General features: G+C 72.4%; 12 protein-coding genes and 1 riboswitch. Of the genes, 6 read left to right on the forward strand and 6 right to left on the reverse strand.

Annotated elements, in window-relative coordinates:
* Positions 1-6 precede the first annotated feature (6 nt).
* The 3 genes from ACWER9_RS13550 to ACWER9_RS13560 all read right to left on the reverse strand — a co-directional run bounded on the left by ACWER9_RS13550 (position 7) and on the right by ACWER9_RS13560 (position 3,078).
* The gene (locus ACWER9_RS13550) at positions 7-2,070 is read right to left on the reverse strand and encodes an amylo-alpha-1,6-glucosidase (RefSeq protein ID WP_452302122.1); all 2,064 of its coding nucleotides are present in this window, start codon (positions 2,068-2,070) and stop codon (positions 7-9) included.
* Complete coding sequence (locus ACWER9_RS13555) at positions 2,067-2,486, reverse strand: SCP2 sterol-binding domain-containing protein (protein ID WP_452302123.1); 420 nt, start codon at positions 2,484-2,486, stop codon at positions 2,067-2,069. The genes ACWER9_RS13550 and ACWER9_RS13555 overlap by 4 nt, the downstream gene beginning before the upstream one ends.
* An 82-nt stretch (positions 2,487-2,568) precedes the next feature.
* On the reverse strand, positions 2,569-3,078 hold the full coding sequence (locus ACWER9_RS13560) for a mycothiol transferase (protein WP_452302124.1): 510 nt from the start codon (positions 3,076-3,078) through the stop codon (positions 2,569-2,571).
* Between the two features lie 80 nt (positions 3,079-3,158).
* On the opposite strand from ACWER9_RS13560, the gene ACWER9_RS13565 reads away from it, so the two are divergent.
* Both ACWER9_RS13565 and ACWER9_RS13570 read left to right on the forward strand, forming a co-directional pair.
* On the forward strand, positions 3,159-3,674 hold the full coding sequence (locus ACWER9_RS13565; RefSeq protein WP_452302125.1) for a 2'-5' RNA ligase family protein: 516 nt from the start codon (positions 3,159-3,161) through the stop codon (positions 3,672-3,674).
* Between the two features lie 208 nt (positions 3,675-3,882).
* Positions 3,883-4,068, forward strand: a complete 186-nt coding sequence (locus ACWER9_RS13570; RefSeq protein WP_204944262.1) for a hypothetical protein — start codon at positions 3,883-3,885, stop codon at positions 4,066-4,068.
* A gap of 22 nt (positions 4,069-4,090) precedes the next feature.
* On the opposite strand, the gene corA is transcribed toward ACWER9_RS13570, so the two are convergent.
* Entirely contained in the window at positions 4,091-5,218 is a 1,128-nt protein-coding gene (gene corA / locus ACWER9_RS13575; RefSeq protein ID WP_452302126.1) for a magnesium/cobalt transporter CorA, read from the reverse strand.
* A 184-nt stretch (positions 5,219-5,402) separates the two neighbouring features.
* Here corA and ACWER9_RS13580 point away from each other — a divergent pair, with 184 nt between their 5' ends.
* The 4 genes from ACWER9_RS13580 to ACWER9_RS13595 all read left to right on the forward strand — a co-directional run bounded on the left by ACWER9_RS13580 (position 5,403) and on the right by ACWER9_RS13595 (position 10,233).
* Positions 5,403-7,343 (forward strand): amino acid transporter, encoded by a 1,941-nt coding sequence (locus ACWER9_RS13580; RefSeq protein ID WP_452302127.1) that lies wholly within the window; start codon positions 5,403-5,405, stop codon positions 7,341-7,343.
* Between the two features lie 86 nt (positions 7,344-7,429).
* A riboswitch (SAM riboswitch) is annotated at positions 7,430-7,541 on the forward strand.
* A gap of 272 nt (positions 7,542-7,813) precedes the next feature.
* Positions 7,814-8,680 carry an ABC transporter substrate-binding protein gene (locus ACWER9_RS13585; RefSeq protein ID WP_452302128.1) on the forward strand — a complete coding sequence of 289 codons (867 nt, stop codon included), beginning with the start codon at positions 7,814-7,816 and terminating at the stop codon, positions 8,678-8,680.
* Between the two features lie 39 nt (positions 8,681-8,719).
* Complete coding sequence (locus tag ACWER9_RS13590; protein ID WP_452302129.1) at positions 8,720-9,493, forward strand: amino acid ABC transporter permease; 774 nt, start codon at positions 8,720-8,722, stop codon at positions 9,491-9,493.
* Positions 9,490-10,233, forward strand: a complete 744-nt coding sequence (locus ACWER9_RS13595) for an amino acid ABC transporter ATP-binding protein (protein ID WP_452302130.1) — start codon at positions 9,490-9,492, stop codon at positions 10,231-10,233. The genes ACWER9_RS13590 and ACWER9_RS13595 overlap by 4 nt, the downstream gene beginning before the upstream one ends.
* Before the next feature lie 28 nt (positions 10,234-10,261).
* Here ACWER9_RS13595 and ACWER9_RS13600 read toward each other — a convergent pair whose 3' ends face one another.
* Entirely contained in the window at positions 10,262-11,836 is a 1,575-nt protein-coding gene (locus ACWER9_RS13600; protein WP_452302131.1) for a Na+/H+ antiporter, read from the reverse strand.
* A 615-nt stretch (positions 11,837-12,451) separates the two neighbouring features.
* Positions 12,452-15,775: a BTAD domain-containing putative transcriptional regulator gene (locus ACWER9_RS13605; protein ID WP_452302132.1), complete on the reverse strand. Its 3,324-nt coding sequence runs from the start codon at positions 15,773-15,775 to the stop codon at positions 12,452-12,454.
* Positions 15,776-15,777 lie beyond the last annotated feature (2 nt).

Below are 15,777 nucleotides of genomic sequence, written 5' to 3' on the forward strand. Positions count from 1 at the left end.
CGGGCGTCAGCGCAGTCGGGGGCGGACCCGCCCCTCGGTGGTCCGGTCTCTGGCGTAGGCGTCGGAGTGGCCCCAGCGACCCGGGATGTCCAGCAACTCCAGCCGACCGAACCCCTCCGGCACGGCCGGGTTCACCAGCAGGTTGTCGCCTGTGGGTCGCAGCCCCAGCGTGGTGCTCAACAGCATCAGCAGCGCCCCGGACGACCACGACTGCGGGCGACCGGCCCCCGGCAACTGGACCGGATACTTCGTCAGGCTCCGCTCGTGGCCGGCGATCGCCTCCGGCACCGGCCCACCGAGAGTCTGCGCCAGGTCGAAGATGCCCCCCGCGATCGTGGCTGCCTGCGTGTCGAAACGGTAGCGGCGCAGCCCGGCGGCGATCAGGGCGTTGTCCGCCGGCCACACCGCCCCCAGGTGGGCGCCCACCGGGTTGTACGGGCGCTGCCCGGTGGCGAAGGTGCGCACCCCCCAACCGCTGAACAACCGCGGCCCGACCAGGTGCTCGGCGACCGTCTCCGCCCGGTCGTCCGGGACGATGCCGCTCCACAGCAGATGCCCCATGTTGGAGGCCAGCGCGTCGACCGGCTCACCGTACGGGTCGAGCGCCAACGCGTAGTAGTCCCGGTGCGACAGCCAGAAGTCCCGGTTGAAGCGGTCCTTCAGCGCGGCGGCTTCCCGCTCCAGCCGGTCGGCGTACGCGGGGTCGCCCCAGAACTCCCGGGCCAGCCGCGCGCCGCGCCTCTTCGCGTCGTACGCGTAGCCCTGCAACTCGCAGGTGGCCCGGGGGAAGGCGGGTTGCCGGTCGTCGGCGCTGGTGATCCCGTCCGGGGAGTCCTTCCAGCACTGGTTGATCGCGCCGTCGCGCTCGTTGCGACGCTGGTAACGCACGTAGCCGTCCCCGGTCAGGTCGCCGTACTCGTCGATCCAGTCCAGCGCCATCCGGGCCGGGTGGCGCAGTTCACGCACCAGGTCCGCGTCACCGGACCACCGCTCGTACTCGTCGAGCAGGACGACGAAGAGCGGGCTGGTGTCCGCCGAGCCGTAGTACAGCGCGTTGGCCCGGTCGCCGAACACGCCGGACTCGCCGTAGCGGAGGTGGGCCAGGATCTTGCCCGGCTCCTCGTCCAGGTCGTCGTCGAGTTGGCTGCCCTGCATGAAGGCCAGCATCCGCAGCGTCGCGGGGGCCAGTTGGGGGGTGAACGCGAGCGTCTCCAGACAGGTGATGATGCTGTGCCGTCCGCACAACCACATCGCCCACGGCAGACCGGCGATCGGCACGCGGGCGTCGTACGACAGCGGCCGGTACCGCAGTGCCGCCAGGTCGGCAAGGCTGCCCCGGTACATCTCCTCCAGACCGCCGCGCTCGGCCACCAGTTCCGGGGCCTGGTCCATCCAGTCCGTCAGGCTCTCGCGCATCCCGGTCCGCACGGCCCGCTGGTGCGACTCCAGGGAGGCACGGACGTCCTGCCCGTCCTCGCCGCCCATGGTCATCGCGACGTGCAGGTCGGTCTCCCACTTCCCCTCCGGGGCGATCCGGATCCGGAACGTCATTCCCCCCTCGTCCACATCGACGGGCACGGTGCTCCGTACGGTGGTCTGGCGGACGAACCGCTGCCGTTGGTAGCGCAGCACCAGCTGCTGGTTCGCCGAGTCCGCGACGACCTCGACGGCCCGCTGACGGAGGTGCCCGATCTCGGCGATGTCGGTGAAGTCGCTCGCCATCTCCAGCCGTATCTCGAAGTCGGCGGGCTGCGGCGAGTGGTTGAGCACGGTGATGTTCTCGTGCAGACAGTCGTGGATGGAGCGGTGGCGGATGATCGACACGTCGGTGTCGACGTAGTGGCTGGCCGCGCCGGGGACCAGGAAGAACCGGGTCTCGAAGTACGTCATGTCGTCGCGGGAGAGGGCGTTGATCCGTTCGCCGTCGATCCTGAGCACCCAGTGCGACAGGAAGCGGGTGTCGTACGCGAAGAGGCCGACCGGCGACCTCGGGTCGCTCTCGATGTCGCCCTGGGCGTCGCTGATCGCGAACACGTTGCCGGCGATCACGTGCAGCAGTTCCTGCTTCACGAGAGTTCCTCCCGAGCGTCCGTCGCGCTTCGGTCCGGGGCCCGGGCGGCCAGGGCGGTTCGGCCCAGGTCCCGCGGGTGGCGGGCGCCGCTCGGCCCCGCGAAGATCCGCCGCAGCACCATCAGCAGCCGCATGTCGCCCTGGAGGGTGAGGTCGTTGCGCAGCAGGGCCGCCCCGGGGTGCAGCCGACCGTCGACCATCTGGTCGAACACCCACCGGTCCGCGCGGACCACCAGATCGGCGTCGTCGGTCGACCGCGCCACCTGGACCTGCTGGTCGCAGATCGTCAGGTACCAGTGTTCGGTGCTGCCGTCGTCGCGTACGTCCAGTCGCAGCGTTCCCGCGGTGGTCTCCGGCAGGTTGGGACGCCGACCGGCGTCCAGCTGTTGCAGGTACTGCTCCGCCGTCGCGCCCATCAGGTCCCCTCCCCACGGCTTCCCGCAGGATTACCCGGGCCGGGGTGAGCGCGGTTCACCCGAAGCGGGTGAGGGGAGTACGTCAGTCGACCTCGATCAGGCCCCGCAGGTAGGCGGCCTGCCCGACGTGTTGCAGGTCGTCCTCGGCGATGCTGACCAGCCGGACGCCGAGGGTGACCGGCGGGTCCCACCCCTCGTCGACCACGCGGTCCAGGTCCGCCGGGCCCAGGCCGGTCAGGAAGCTCCGGGTACGCGCCGCGACAGCCTGGTAGTAGTCGACCAGCACCTGCGCGCTCTCCGGCCGTACCGCCGCGACCTGGGCGGGCGAGTGCCCGTAGCCGGTGTCGTCGGGGTCGGTGGCGAGCCCGAACCGACCCGCCCAGTCGCCGCTCGCCCAGATCTGGTCGGCGTCGAGGAGGTCGGCGACGTGGTGGTCCTGTACCCGGGTGAGGTGCCAGACCAGCCAGCCGACCGAGTTGACGCCCGGCCGGGGCTGGTGGCGCAGTTGCTCCGGGCTGAGCCCGTGGACCGCCGCGCGGACGAGGTCGGGCAGCCGGTCGTACGCCTCGGTCAGCAGGTCACTCACGTCCACGGGCCACGCCTCCCTGATCGGTTACCCGGTCAGGTACCGCCGGACCGGGGCGGGCAAACCTCGGCCGTTACGGTGATCGAATGGTCGCCGCGCTGGAGTTGTACCTGGACCCGGATGCCACCCGCCGGATCCGGGTGCTCTGGGACGCGCTGGAGGCCGAGGGCGTGCAGAGCATGCGGTCGCTGCTGGAGCAGCGCCACCGCCCGCACGTGTCGCTCGCGGTGGCGCCCCGCTTCGACCCGGAGCAGGTCGCCGAGGCGTTGCGGGGGACCGTAGTGGCCGCCCCGCTGCGGCTCGAGTTCCAGCACGCCGGCCAGTTCGTCGGTCGGGTGCTCTGGCTCGGCCCGGCGCCCACCCCGGAGTTGCTGGCGCACCACCGGCTGGTGCACGACCGGCTCGCCGGCGCCGGCATTCCCCTCGCCGAGCACTACCAGCCGGGGCGTTGGGTGCCGCACTGCACGCTCTCCATGCGGGTGCCGAACACCCTGATGGCCGCCGCGGTGCGTCGCTGCCTGGAGGTGTTGCCGCTGGCCGCGACAGTGGTCGGCGCGGCGCTCACCGACCACGCGCGCGGCATCGCCGAGCCGCTGCCTTGACCGTGGCTCGACCGTCGATGCGTAATGTCCGGTTTGGCGGGCGACAGTCGGAAACCCGAAAACAAGCGGTGCGGATGCGGCCGGGCGTGGGAAGGTTCGAGTGGCTGCCGTACCGGTGGTGGGCTGCTGACAGGTGGTCTGCCCGGCCGGTGGCGTGGGTCTGCCCCGCGCCGCCCCACGGCGGTTTCGACGAGGAGAGGCAGGGCCCATGCAGGCTCAGCGCAGGCCACCGCGTGCGGAGCGGAGCCAGACCCGGGACGACCGGACCGGCGGCGGGATGACCGGGGCGGCCACGCCACTGACGATCTGGGCGGCCGCCGTACTGCTCGGCCGGATCAGTGCCGGCGACGACGACGTCGAGGACGAGCGGCACATCCTGCGCGGCATCGAGTGAGTCCCGGCCTCAGGCACCCGGCTCAGAGCCAACCGCGCCGCTTGAAGATCAGGTAGAGGGTGCCGCAGACCAGCAGCATCAACAGCAGCGCGAAGAGATAGCCGAAGCGCCAGTTCAGCTCGGGCATGTGGACGAAGTTCATGCCGTACACGGTGCCGATCAGCGTGGGAGCGAAGAGGATCGCCGCCCAGGAGGAGACCTTCTTCAGCTCCTCGTTCTGGCTGTAGCTTGCCGCGGTGAGGCTGCGCATCTCCTCGTTCTGCTGCTGCGAGACGAGGGTGGCGTTGACGGTGAGGATGTTCTGCAACAGGTGCCGGAAACCGTCCACCCGCTCCACCACCTGGGTGAGGTGGTCGGTCACGTCGCGTAGGTAGCGGCGCAGTTCCTCGTCGGCGCCGGCACTGCCGTCGGCAAGCGCGCCGAGCACGCTGAGCAGGGGGCGGGCGGCCCGCTGGAACTGGATGACCTCGCGGCTGAGACCGTAGATGCGGCGGCTGGCGTTCGGGTCGCCACCGAAGACCTGGGTCTCGATCTCGTCGATGTCGTTCTCCAGTCCGGCCACCACCGGCGCGTACCCGTCGACGACCTGGTCGAGGATCGCGTACAGGACCGCCTCCGGGCCCCGCGCGAGCATCTGCGCCTCGGTCTCCATCCGCCGCCGCACCGCGGCCAGGTCCGGCGCCTCACCGTGTCGGACGGTCACCACGAAGCCTGGCCCGATGAACAGGTGCAGCTCGGAGAACTCGACCTCCTCCCGGAGGTCGTCGTAGCGGGCGGCCCGCAACACCACGAACAGGGTGTGCCCGTACCGCTCCAGCTTGGGCCGCTGATGGGCGTTGATCGCGTCCTCGACGGCCAGGTCGTGCAACCGGAACTCCCGGGCCAGCGAGGTGATCTGGTCGATGTCGGGCCGGTACAACCCGATCCAGGCCATCGCGCCGTCCTGCTCCTGGAGGCAGCGGTACGTCTCGGCCAGGCCGGGCGGCGAGGCGAACCGGTGCCCCCGGCGGTAGACCGCGCTGTCCACCAGACCGCCCTGGGGCGCGGCGGCCGGCGACTCCGTGGGCGGCGGCACGCCGACCCTCGTCTCGTACTCGTCGAGTTGGCGGCCGAAGCCACCACCCGGGCGGAAGCGACGGCCGCCGACCATGCCCTGTCCCTCCCCCGGTGCCCTCCGGTCCGGCGCGCGCGCCAACCCGGGAGCGCTGCTTCCCCCCTGTCCCGGGCCCGAAACCCGCCCCGGCGTCGGCCGGGTTCCGCTCACCAGCGGACGGGGACAGCCCGACAGGCGGATACTCACGGTGACCGTGGGCGGGATGACGGGGGACGCGCCGGTGACTGTCGACAGACGCGCCCGCCGGTTGCGGGAATGGTTGCTCGACGCCGGCTCGGACCAGGCCGTCCAGCACCCGGGGCCGCACGGGCGCCCGCCGGAGCACCGGCACCACCCGTGGTGGAGGGTGATGTGCCTGACCGGGGTCGACTACTTCTCCACACTCGGTTACCAGCCGGGCATCGCCGCGCTGGCCGCCGGGGCACTCTCGCCGGTGGCGACCCTGGTGCTGGTGCTGGTGACCCTCCTGGGGGCGCTGCCGGTCTACCGGCGGGTGGCGGTGGAGAGCCCGCACGGCGAGGGTTCCATCGCGATGCTCGTCCGTCTGCTGAGCTACTGGCCGGGCAAGTTGCTGGTGCTGGTGCTGCTCGGCTTCGTGGCCACCGACTTCATCATCACCATCACCCTCTCGGCCGCCGACGCGACCGCGCACATCGACGAGAACCCGTTCTGGCCGAGCGGGCTCAAGGGTCACGAGGTGCTTGTCACGCTGCTGCTCGTGGCGTTGCTGGGCGCGGTGTTCCTGAAGGGATTCACCGAGGCCATCGGGATCGCCGTCGTCCTGGTCGCGGTCTACCTGACGTTGAACGCGGTGGTGGTGGTCGACGCGCTCTGGCGGGTGGCGACGCATCCCCACGCGGTCGGCGACTGGACCACCATGCTGACCACCGGGCACGGCGATCCCTGGTTGGTGGTCGGGTTGTCGCTGCTGGTCTTTCCGAAGCTGGCGCTGGGCCTGTCCGGCTTCGAGACCGGTGTGGCGGTCATGCCGAGCATTCGGGGTGACCCGCAGGACTCGGAGGCACGACCGCTGGGCCGGATCCGTGGCGCGCGTCGGCTGCTCACCACCGCGGCGCTGATCATGAGCGTCTTTCTGATCACCAGCAGCGTGACGACCACCGTGCTCATTCCGCCGGAGGCCTTCCAGCCGGGCGGGCCGGCGAACGGGCGGGCGCTGGCGTACCTGGCGCACGCCCACCTCGGTGAGGTGTTCGGCACCGTCTACGACCTGTCCACGATCGGAATCCTCTGGTTCGCGGGCGCGTCGGCGATGGCGGGTCTGCTCAACCTCGTGCCGCGCTACCTGCCCCGTTACGGCATGGCGCCGACCTGGGCGCGAGCCGTCCGGCCGCTGGTGCTGGTCTTCACCGGCGTGGCCTTCCTGATCACGATCGTCTTCGAGGCCAGCGTGGACGCGCAGGGCGGCGCGTACGCCACCGGGGTTCTGGTGTTGATCACCTCGGCCGCGACGGCGGTGACGCTCGCGGCGCACCGGCAGCGTCAGCGTGGCCGCACCGCCGCGTTCGGAGTCATCGCGGTGATCTTCATTTACACCACGCTTGCGAACGTGGTCGAGCGTCCGAGCGGCGTCAAGATCGCAGCCTGTTTCATCGGCGGGATCATCCTGGTGTCGGTGCTGTCCCGTCTGATGCGGGCCTACGAGCTGCGCGTCGACCACGTCGAGCTGGACCCGTCCGCGGCCCGGATGATCGACGAACGCGCCGGGAGACGGATCCGCCTCGTCGCGCACGAACCCGACCGACGCGACGAGGCGGAGTACCGCGCCAAGCTGGCGCAGACCATGGCCGACAACGACTTCCCGGACGACAGCGACGTCATCTTCGTCGAGGTCACGGTCACCGACCCGTCCGACTTCGAGACCGAGCTGTTGGTACGCGGCAGCATGGCCGACGACCGCTTCCCGGTGCTCAGCCTGGCCAGCTCATCGGTGCCCACCGCGCTCGCCGCCCTGTTGCTGGAGATCCGCGACCGCAGCCACCGGCGCCCGCACATCTACTTCGAGTGGTCCGAGGGTGGCCCGACGCGCAACTTCCTGCGCTACCTGGCGTTCGGGCAGGGCGCCATCGCCTCGGTGACCCGGGAGATCCTGCGCCGCCACGAGCCCGACCCGGGCCGTCGACCACACGTGCACGCCGGCTGAGCTGCGTACGGGCGGCCCGACGCGGACGGTGAGCGTGGTCATAACGACTGGACGCGCCACCCGGTCCTGCTGCTAGCCTCGGCGCAGGTCATGAGCGCCAGCGCGAAGCCCCGGCTCGCTGGCCGGCAACCCTCCTCCGCGGTGGGGTGCCCCGGGTGAAGACCAGGCACCGGCACGACGTCGGTGCAAGCGTGGCCTGGCACCCAGGTCAGCACAGACCCGGGAGAACCATGCGCATCCTCAGCACCGCCCCACCGACCGACGTCGCGGATGTCCGCACCGGTCGACCCTCGCCCGCACTGACCCGGCGACGGCACGTGGACATGATGCGAATGTGCAGCGCCGCCTGTCGTCGCGGCACCACGCGCTAGCACCCCCTTCCGGAACACCTTCCCACCGGTACGCCCCTCGGGCGCGCCGTCGGTGGCGTACACCCGTACGCGCCGAGACACCACCCTTCGGAGACACCCGTGCGATTCCTTCCTGCCCTGACCCGTGCCGCTGCCCTGGGCACGGCCGCGATCCTCGCCGCCACCGCCCTCACCGCCTGCGGCGACGACAGCTCGTCCGACGCCACCGCCAACCCGTACGGCCTGGCCCAGCCGGGAGTGTTGCGCGCCGGCACGCTCACCGACGCCCCGCCGAACGTCTACCTCGAGGACGGCAAGTTCACCGGCTTCGACAACGACCTGCTCACCGCCGTGGCCGGCAAGCTCGCCCTCAAGGTCGAGTTCGTCGGCACCGACTTCTCCGCGCTGCTCAGCCAGGTCAACAACCGCAAGTTCGACGTCGGCAGTTCCTCGATCACCATCACCGAGGCCCGCAAGAAGACGGTCGACTTCGGCAACGGCTACGACTTCGGCTACTTCGGCCTGGACGTCCCGGCCGGCTCGTCGATCACCGGCTTCGAGCAGCTCACCGGCAAGCGGGTCGTGGTGGTGCAGGGCACCGTCCAGGACGACTACGCCACCGGCAAGCAACTCAACCCGGTGCGGGTGCCGGACTACAACGGCGCGATCAACCAGCTCAAGGCGGGCACCGCCGACGCGTGGATCGCCCCGGCGGAGATCGGCGAGAAGTCGGCCGCCGACAGCAAGGGCAAGATCACCGTGGCGGCCAAGCAGCTCAGCCCGGCGCCGACCGCGTACGCGGTGGCAAAGGGGAACGACAAGCTGCGCGAGGCGCTGAACAAGGCCCTGGACGAGGTCATCGCCGACGGCACCTGGACCCGGTTGCAGGCGCAGTACTACCCGGGCCGACCGATCCCGGCGGACTTCAAGCCGGGCAGCGGAGCGGTCACGGTGGCGCCGTCGGCGTCCGCGTCGGCCGCGTCCTGAGCCGGTGACGAGCGAGCGGGGCGGTAGGAGAGACGACCGATGGATCCGTTGAGCACCCTGTGGGAGACCTTCTTCGACGCCGACGCGATGCGCGAGGCGCTGCCCGAGATGCTTACCGTCGGGCTGCCCAACACGCTGATCCTGGCGGTCTCCGCCGCCCTGCTCGGCTCGGTGCTGGGCCTGCTGCTGGCCGTCGCCGGCATCTCCCGCAGCCGCTGGTTGCGCTGGCCGGCGCGGGTCTACACCGACGTGTTCCGAGGGCTGCCGGCCGCGGCGACGATCCTGCTGATCGGCGTCGGGCTGGCCCCGCTGGGCATGCAGGTGTGGGGGCCGGACCCCTACCCGCTGGGCATCCTGGCGCTGTCGCTCATCGCCGCCGCGTACATCGGGGAGATCTTTCGCTCGGGCATCCAGTCGGTGGAGGCCGCCCAGTTGGAGGGTGCCCGCGCTCTCGGCTTCTCCTGGGCCGACGCGATGCGGCTGGTGATCATCCCGCAGGGTATCCGGCGGGTGCTGCCGGCCTGGGTGAACCAGCTCATCGCGCTGATCAAGGACTCCAGCCTGGTCTACTTCCTCGGTCTGGTGGCAAGCCAGCGGGAGCTGTTCCGGATCGGGCAGGACTACGCCGCCACCACCGGCAACGAGTCGGCGCTGTTGCTGGCGGGGCTGTTCTACCTGGCGTTGACCGTCCCGCTGACGCACGTCGTCAACTGGATCGACGGGCGGCTGCGCAACGGTCGCCCGGTCGCCGCACCTGACGACGAGGACGACGAGGACCTGTTGACCGCCGCCCACGAAGGGAGCCGACGATGACCACCGACACCACCACCTCGGTCAGCCTCGACGTCCGCGACGTGCACCTCGCCTTCGGACCGAACCGGGTGCTGCGCGGGGCCGACCTCTCGGTGCCGCGCGGCACGACGGCCTGCGTCATCGGCCCCTCCGGGTCGGGCAAGTCCACCCTGCTGCGCACCATCAACCGGCTGATCGAACCGGACCGGGGCGACGTGCTGTTGGACGGGCGCAGCGTGCTCGGCGACGACCCGGACGCGCTGCGGCAGCGGGTGGGCATGGTGTTCCAGCAGTTCAACCTCTTCCCGCACATGAGCGTGCTGCGCAATGTCACGCTGGCGCTGCGCCGACTGCGCAAACTCGGTGCGGACGAGGCGGAGGCCGTCGCCCGAACCCAGTTGGAGCTGGTGGGGCTTGCCGGTAAGGCGAACTCCCGACCGGCACAGCTCTCCGGCGGTCAGCAGCAGCGGGTGGCGATCGCCCGCGCGTTGGCGCTGCGGCCCGAGGTGATGCTCTTCGACGAGGCGACCTCGGCGCTCGACCCGGAACTGGTCAAGGGCGTCCTCGGGGTGATGGCCGACCTGGCCGCCGCCGGCATGACCATGGTGGTGGTGACCCACGAGATGGGCTTCGCCCGGCAGGTCGCCGACAGCGTCGCCTTCATGGACCGGGGCGTCGTGCTGGAGCAGGGCCCACCCGAGGCGATCTTCGAGCGGGCCGAGTCTCCGCGACTGCGCCGGTTCCTCGACCAGGTGCTCTGAGCCGCGCCGCTCGGACGGCCGCTGTCGGTCACTCGTTGGGGCCGCGTCCCAGCAGCCGGATCTCCTCGTTGTCCAGCGCGGACTGGAGCTCCTGCAGCACCAGGTCGTCGATCTCCCGGTTGTCGCGCAGTCGGGTGACCTCCCGTCTCTTGTGAGCGAGGACGCCCAGGCGCAGTCGGCGTTCCAACCGGCGCTCCTCGGCGGTGTCCGCGCCGCTGTCGTCGAAGTCCTCCAGGTGCCGCCGGTACTCGGCCTCCAGCCGACGCACCGAGTCGTCCTGGGCGCCGACCTCTGCGGCGACCTGGGGAAGAGCGGCCAGGCCGACCTCGGTGGCCCGCCGCCGGGCGTTGCGGGCCTCGTCGACCCGCTCCGGGTCGCCTTTGAGCCCGGCCCAGCGCACGACCAACGGCAGGGTGGTGCCCTGCAGGAGCATGATCAGGACGATCACCAGCGCGGTGACGAAGATGATCAGATCGCGTTCGACCACCGGTCGACCGTCGACCATCACCGTCGGTACGGCCAGGGCGGCGGCGAGCGACACCGCGCCCCGGAACCCGGACCAGCCCGCGACGGTCCCCACCCGCCAGCTCGACGGCCCCTGGCTGGGGTCCATGATGCGACGGCGCCGCAGCCGCGCCGACTGCACGGTGAGGTAGACGAAGAGCAGGCGGGTGCCGATCACGACCAGGGTCACCACGAGCACGATCAGCAGCGCCCGCTGCGGCGAGGTGCTGGTGATGCCCCGGACCGCCCGGGGTATCTGGGTGCCGAGCAGGACGAACAGTCCACCGTTGATCAGGAACGTGCTCAGGTCCCAGAACGCGTACGCCAGCACCCGGGAACGGGCACGAATCACCCGTGGGCCGGCGTAGGCGAGCACCAGACCGGCGACCACCACCGCCAACACCCCGCTGGCGTGCACCGAGTCGGCGAGCAGGAAGGCGCCGAACGGTGTCAGCACGCTGAGCGCGCCCTCGCGCAGCGGGTCGTCGAGCCGCTTGCGGATCAGCACCACGCCGACCCCCACCAGCAGACCGGCGACCACTCCGCCGACGCTGGCCCCGACGAACTCCTCGCCGACGCCCAGCACCCCCGGATCGGCGCTGTGGCTGAGCAGACCCACGGCCACCGCGAAGATCACCAGCGCGGTGCCGTCGTTGACCAGACTCTCCGCGTGCAGGGTGGTGAGCAGCTTGCGGGGCAGCCGCTTGGCCAGGCCGGTGACGGCGGCGGCGTCGGTCGGCGCGAGGACCGCGCCGAGCACCCAGGCTGCGGCGGGGTTCACCCCGAACGCCTGCGCGGCGTAGGAGACCGTGACCATGGTGAGGATCACCAACACCACGGCGAGCAACCCGATCACCGGCAGGTTGGCCCGGATCTCCCGCAGGCTGATGGTGAGGCTCTCCCGGTACAGGATCGCCGGCAGGAAGATCAGCAGGACCAGGTCGGGTTCCAGGGTGACCTCGGACAGCGGCGGCATGAGCCCGAGCAGCACGCCCAACGCGATGAGCAGGACCGGCGGGGCGACCCGGTACCGACCGCCGAGGGTGGTGCCGACGAGGACGGTGACGCCGAGCGCCACGATCAGGACGAGCGCCTCCACGCGTACCCCCTCGGACCACGGCCGACGGTGGACGCGCCGGTGGTTCCATCTGACCGCACCCGCCCCCGGGTTCCGGCGTAAACCGGCAAGTCGCTGGGCAGTCCGCGCGGGGACGTGCCATGCAGCACGAGGGCGGGCACCGGGACGGTGAGCCGTACGTGATCAAAGCCGGGCGGCGTGTCGCCTCGGCACCAACAGTGGCCAGCGAACCGGGGGCCGACGAGCGTCACCCGACGCATACGGGCCAAGGCCTTGTTTCGAAGGTCCCGGTCGTAAGCACTCGTTGATAGCGACGATGTGAACGGTGGCTATGTGGCGTACGGCCGGCGGCGTTCCCTGGTCTGGTCGCCATCGCGCTGTCGCCGCGTGACGGACGCTGCCCGGCGTTCGGCTCGGCGGATGTTCGTAGATCTTGGACAGTTACCGTTCGCGCAGAACGGTAACTGTCCAAGATCTCTCAGTAGGTGACCTATGCAGCGGTGCGGCGGCCAAGCGGCGGGGTAGTGCGGTTGAACCTGACCACGACGAGCATCGGGAAGGGCTACGTGTTGCCGTCGACGGTGGCGGGCACCCGGGCGATCGGCGACCACGACCACTCGTCGCGCCCGGTGGCGCTCAGGTCGGGCCGTCGGCGCGCACGCGCGCGGTGAGCACCCGGGCGGCACGGCGGTGCGCGGCGGCCTCCTCGTCGCGGCCCAGAGCGGCGGCCAGATCAGCGAGGTGCCCGGCCACCGGGCCGACGGTGACCACCCCGCTGCCCGCCGCCAGTTCGGCGGCGGCCGGGCGGAGCGCGGCGGCGACGCGTTCCATGGTGGGCCGGTCGCCGACGGCGAGCGCCGCTCGGGCGGTGAGGCAGAGCCGCACCTCCCGCAGCAGATCGTGCGGCCCGTCCGGTAGGGCTCGCAGCGCCGCCCGGGTGGCACCGCGGTCACCGGCGGCGGCGAGCAGCAGTGGGCGGACCCAGGGCTCGTGCGGGCCCCAGTCCAGCCGGGCCCAGTCCTCGTCGTCCGGCCCGGGGATCGGTCGCTCGCCGGGGGCCGGCTGGGCGTCGCCGCCCGGTGGGTCACCGCCGACGGCGTCGGACAGTCGCAGGCCGAGCAGGGCGAGCGGCAGCAACCCCTGGGCCAGGCCCGGCATGCCGTCGGCCGGCAGCCGTTCGGCGGCAGCACGGTATCCGGTCGCCGCCGCGTCCGGATCGCCGTCGAGTGCCAGGCGAAGTGCGGCGTACCACCGGGTGAAGACGTCGACCAACGGCAGCTCGTACCGGCCGGCGAGGCGGTCGGCGGCGTACGCGTGCGTGTCGGCGGCGTGCCGGTCGGCACGCGCGCAGTTGGCCTGGACCAGGACGAGGTGGCCGAGCACCTCGAAGGTCACCAGGTGGTGTCGGACGGCCAGGTCGACGAGTTCGACGCCGATCCGGGCTCGCGCGTCGGCCAGACCGACGCGGTGGAAGGCGTGCATGAAGCGGGCGTTGAGCGCGAAGGCCAGCAGCCCGGGGTCGCCGATGCGACGGGCGATCGTCTCGGCCTCGGCGGCGGCACGGCGGCCACGGTCGGTGGTGGTGCCGCGCAGCTCCAGTGCGAGGGTGCTCAGCAACCGGCTGCGCTGCGCCGAGGGGCTCGGGCCGAGCGCGGTCAGCGCGTGTTCGGCGGCGCGGACGATGCGCCCGGAGAGCTCGTCGTCGTCGTTGCGCGTCCAACTGGCCGGCACCTCGAAGCCGGCAAGCGCCTCCTGGGTGAGCAGCGGGTCGCCGGTGGACTCGGCGGCGGTGATCGCCTCGGCGCGTCGTCGCCGCGCCTCGGCCAGCCGGCCCGTCACGGCGAGCGCCCGCCCGAGGCCGAGTAGCGCGGTCACCCGCCCGTGCGGATCGACCCCGCCGGCCCGGTCGTACGCGTCGATCGCCTGTCCCCACAGCCGGGCCGCCTCGTGCGGGTTACCGCCCCGTTCGGCCCGCTCGGCCGCCACCCGGGCGTACGTCGACGCCTCGGCGGCGGCGACCGGCCCCCCGGCGCGCAGCAGGTGGTACGCGAGGGCCGCCGGTTCGACGGGTTCCCGCTGTCGCAGCACCTCGGCGACGGCCGCGTGCCAGGCGGCGCGGCGCGGCGCGGACAGGTCGGCGTAGAGCGTGTCGCGGACCAGGATGTGGGTGAAACGCAGCCGCCCGTCGGACTCCCGCTCGGTGAGGAACCCGGCCGCCAGGGCGCGGTCCACCGCGTCCAGCGCCGCCGTCGGGTCACCCGTCAACGCGACAAGCACGTCCGGGTCGAGGTCGCGGCCGAGCACCGCCGCCTGCCGCAGCACGGTACCGGTCGGGGCGGGCAGCTGCGCCAACCGGTGCCGGATCACGTCGCGTACGCCGGGCGGCACGGCGGCGAGCCCCGCCTCCCCGGCACTCGCGTACAGCTGGGCCAGTTCGCGGACGAAGAACGGGTTACCGCCGCTTCGCCTGTGGATCGACCGGGCGGTGGCCGGGTCCAGTTCCGCCCCGGCGATGGCGCCGGCCAGCTCGCCTGTCGCCGAGGCGGGCAGGCCGGCGAGGTACTCCCGGACCGGCTCCAGCCCGGCGACGCGGGCCAGGGTGGCGGTCAGCTCCGGGCTGATCTCGGTGGCCCGGTAGGCGCCGAGGATCAGCACCGGCCCGTCGGCCGGCTGCGGGCCGGTGAGCAGTGCGGTCAACAGGTCCAGGGTGTCACCGTCGGCCCGGTGCAGGTCGTCGAGGACCAGCAGGAGCGGCCCCCGGTCGGCGACCGCCGAGAGCAGCGACGCCACCGCACGGTGCCGACGGAACCGCGTCGCGGCGGGGTCAGCCGACCCGTCGTCCGGGTCGGCGGCGACCACGGGGGCCGCTGGCCCGGCGAGCGCGTCGGTGATCTGGGTCCACGGCCAGGCCGGCGGCGCACCCTCGTACTCCGGGCTGCGGCCCCACGCCGTGCTCCAGCCGTCGGCGGCGAGTCGCCGGGTCAGGGTCTCGGCCAGCGCCGTCTTGCCGGCGCCCGGGTCGCCGCTGAGGAGGGCGAGCGTGGGTTGGCGGCGGTGGGCCGCCGTCTCGGCGGCGCGGCGCAGCCGCTCCAGCTCGGCGTCGCGGCCGACGAACGGACGCTTCCCCGACCCGGCGGGCGCTCCGGGGGCTGTCGCCCCCGCCGGGGGCGGGGTGAGGTGCGGTGCCTGGGCCAGGATGTCGGACTCCAGTCGTCGCAGCTCCGGCCCCGGGTCCACGCCCAGTTCGGTCACCAGCACGTGGCGGGCCTCCCGCAGCGCGGCAAGCGCGTCGCCCTGCCGCCCGGCGCGGTACCGGGACACCGCGAGCAGCCGCCAGGCATCCTCCCGCAGCGGGTGGCTGGCCAGGAGTTCCGGTAGGTCCGCGGCGGCCTCGTCCGGCCGGCCCACCGCCAGGAGCGCCTCCGCCCGGCGCTCGACGGCGAGCATCCGCAGCTCGTCCAGCCGGTTGATCTCGGCGACCGCCCAGGACTCGGTGGCGCAGTCGGCGTACGCGGGCCCGCGCCAGAGCCCGAGCGCCCCGTCGAGGGCGGCCAGGGCCGGCGCGGGGCGCCCGGCCGCAAGCAGTCGCGCCGCCTCCGCGACAGCCGCCTCGAACCGTCCGGCGTCCACCGCCTCCGGGGCGGCCTTCAGCACGTACCCGGGCGGCTCGGTGACGAGGATCCTGGGCAGCTGCCGGGGTGGGCGCTCCGGCTCCAGGGCTCGCCGCAGGTCGGCGACGAAGGTCCGGATCGCGCCCACCGCACCGTCCGGCGCGACCTCCCAGAGGTCGTCGACGAGACGGTCCACCGGCACCACCCGACCGTGGGCGACCAACAGCCGGCCCAGCACCAGGCGCTGCCGGTGCCCCCGCAGGGGCACCGGGCCGCGCTCGGTCGCGGCGACCACCGGCCCGAGCACGCCGAAGGTCACCGCGACGAGCGCCGTCGGCTGCCTGGTCATGG

It is taken from the genome of Micromonospora sp. NPDC003944 (genome assembly GCF_053605225.1).

Excerpts from the sequence above, each read along its gene's own strand:
- ACWER9_RS13605 (WP_452302132.1), bottom strand. The coding sequence starts at position 15,775 with ATGACCAGGCAGCCGACGGCGCTCGTCGCGGTGACCTTCGGCGTGCTC.
- ACWER9_RS13570 (WP_204944262.1), top strand. The coding sequence starts at position 3,883 with ATGCAGGCTCAGCGCAGGCCACCGCGTGCGGAGCGGAGCCAGACCCGG.
- ACWER9_RS13565 (WP_452302125.1), top strand. The coding sequence starts at position 3,159 with ATGGTCGCCGCGCTGGAGTTGTACCTGGACCCGGATGCCACCCGCCGG.
- ACWER9_RS13590 (WP_452302129.1), top strand. The coding sequence starts at position 8,720 with ATGGATCCGTTGAGCACCCTGTGGGAGACCTTCTTCGACGCCGACGCG.
- corA (WP_452302126.1), bottom strand. The coding sequence starts at position 5,218 with ATGGTCGGCGGCCGTCGCTTCCGCCCGGGTGGTGGCTTCGGCCGCCAA.
- ACWER9_RS13555 (WP_452302123.1), bottom strand. The coding sequence starts at position 2,486 with ATGGGCGCGACGGCGGAGCAGTACCTGCAACAGCTGGACGCCGGTCGG.
- ACWER9_RS13595 (WP_452302130.1), top strand. The coding sequence starts at position 9,490 with ATGACCACCGACACCACCACCTCGGTCAGCCTCGACGTCCGCGACGTG.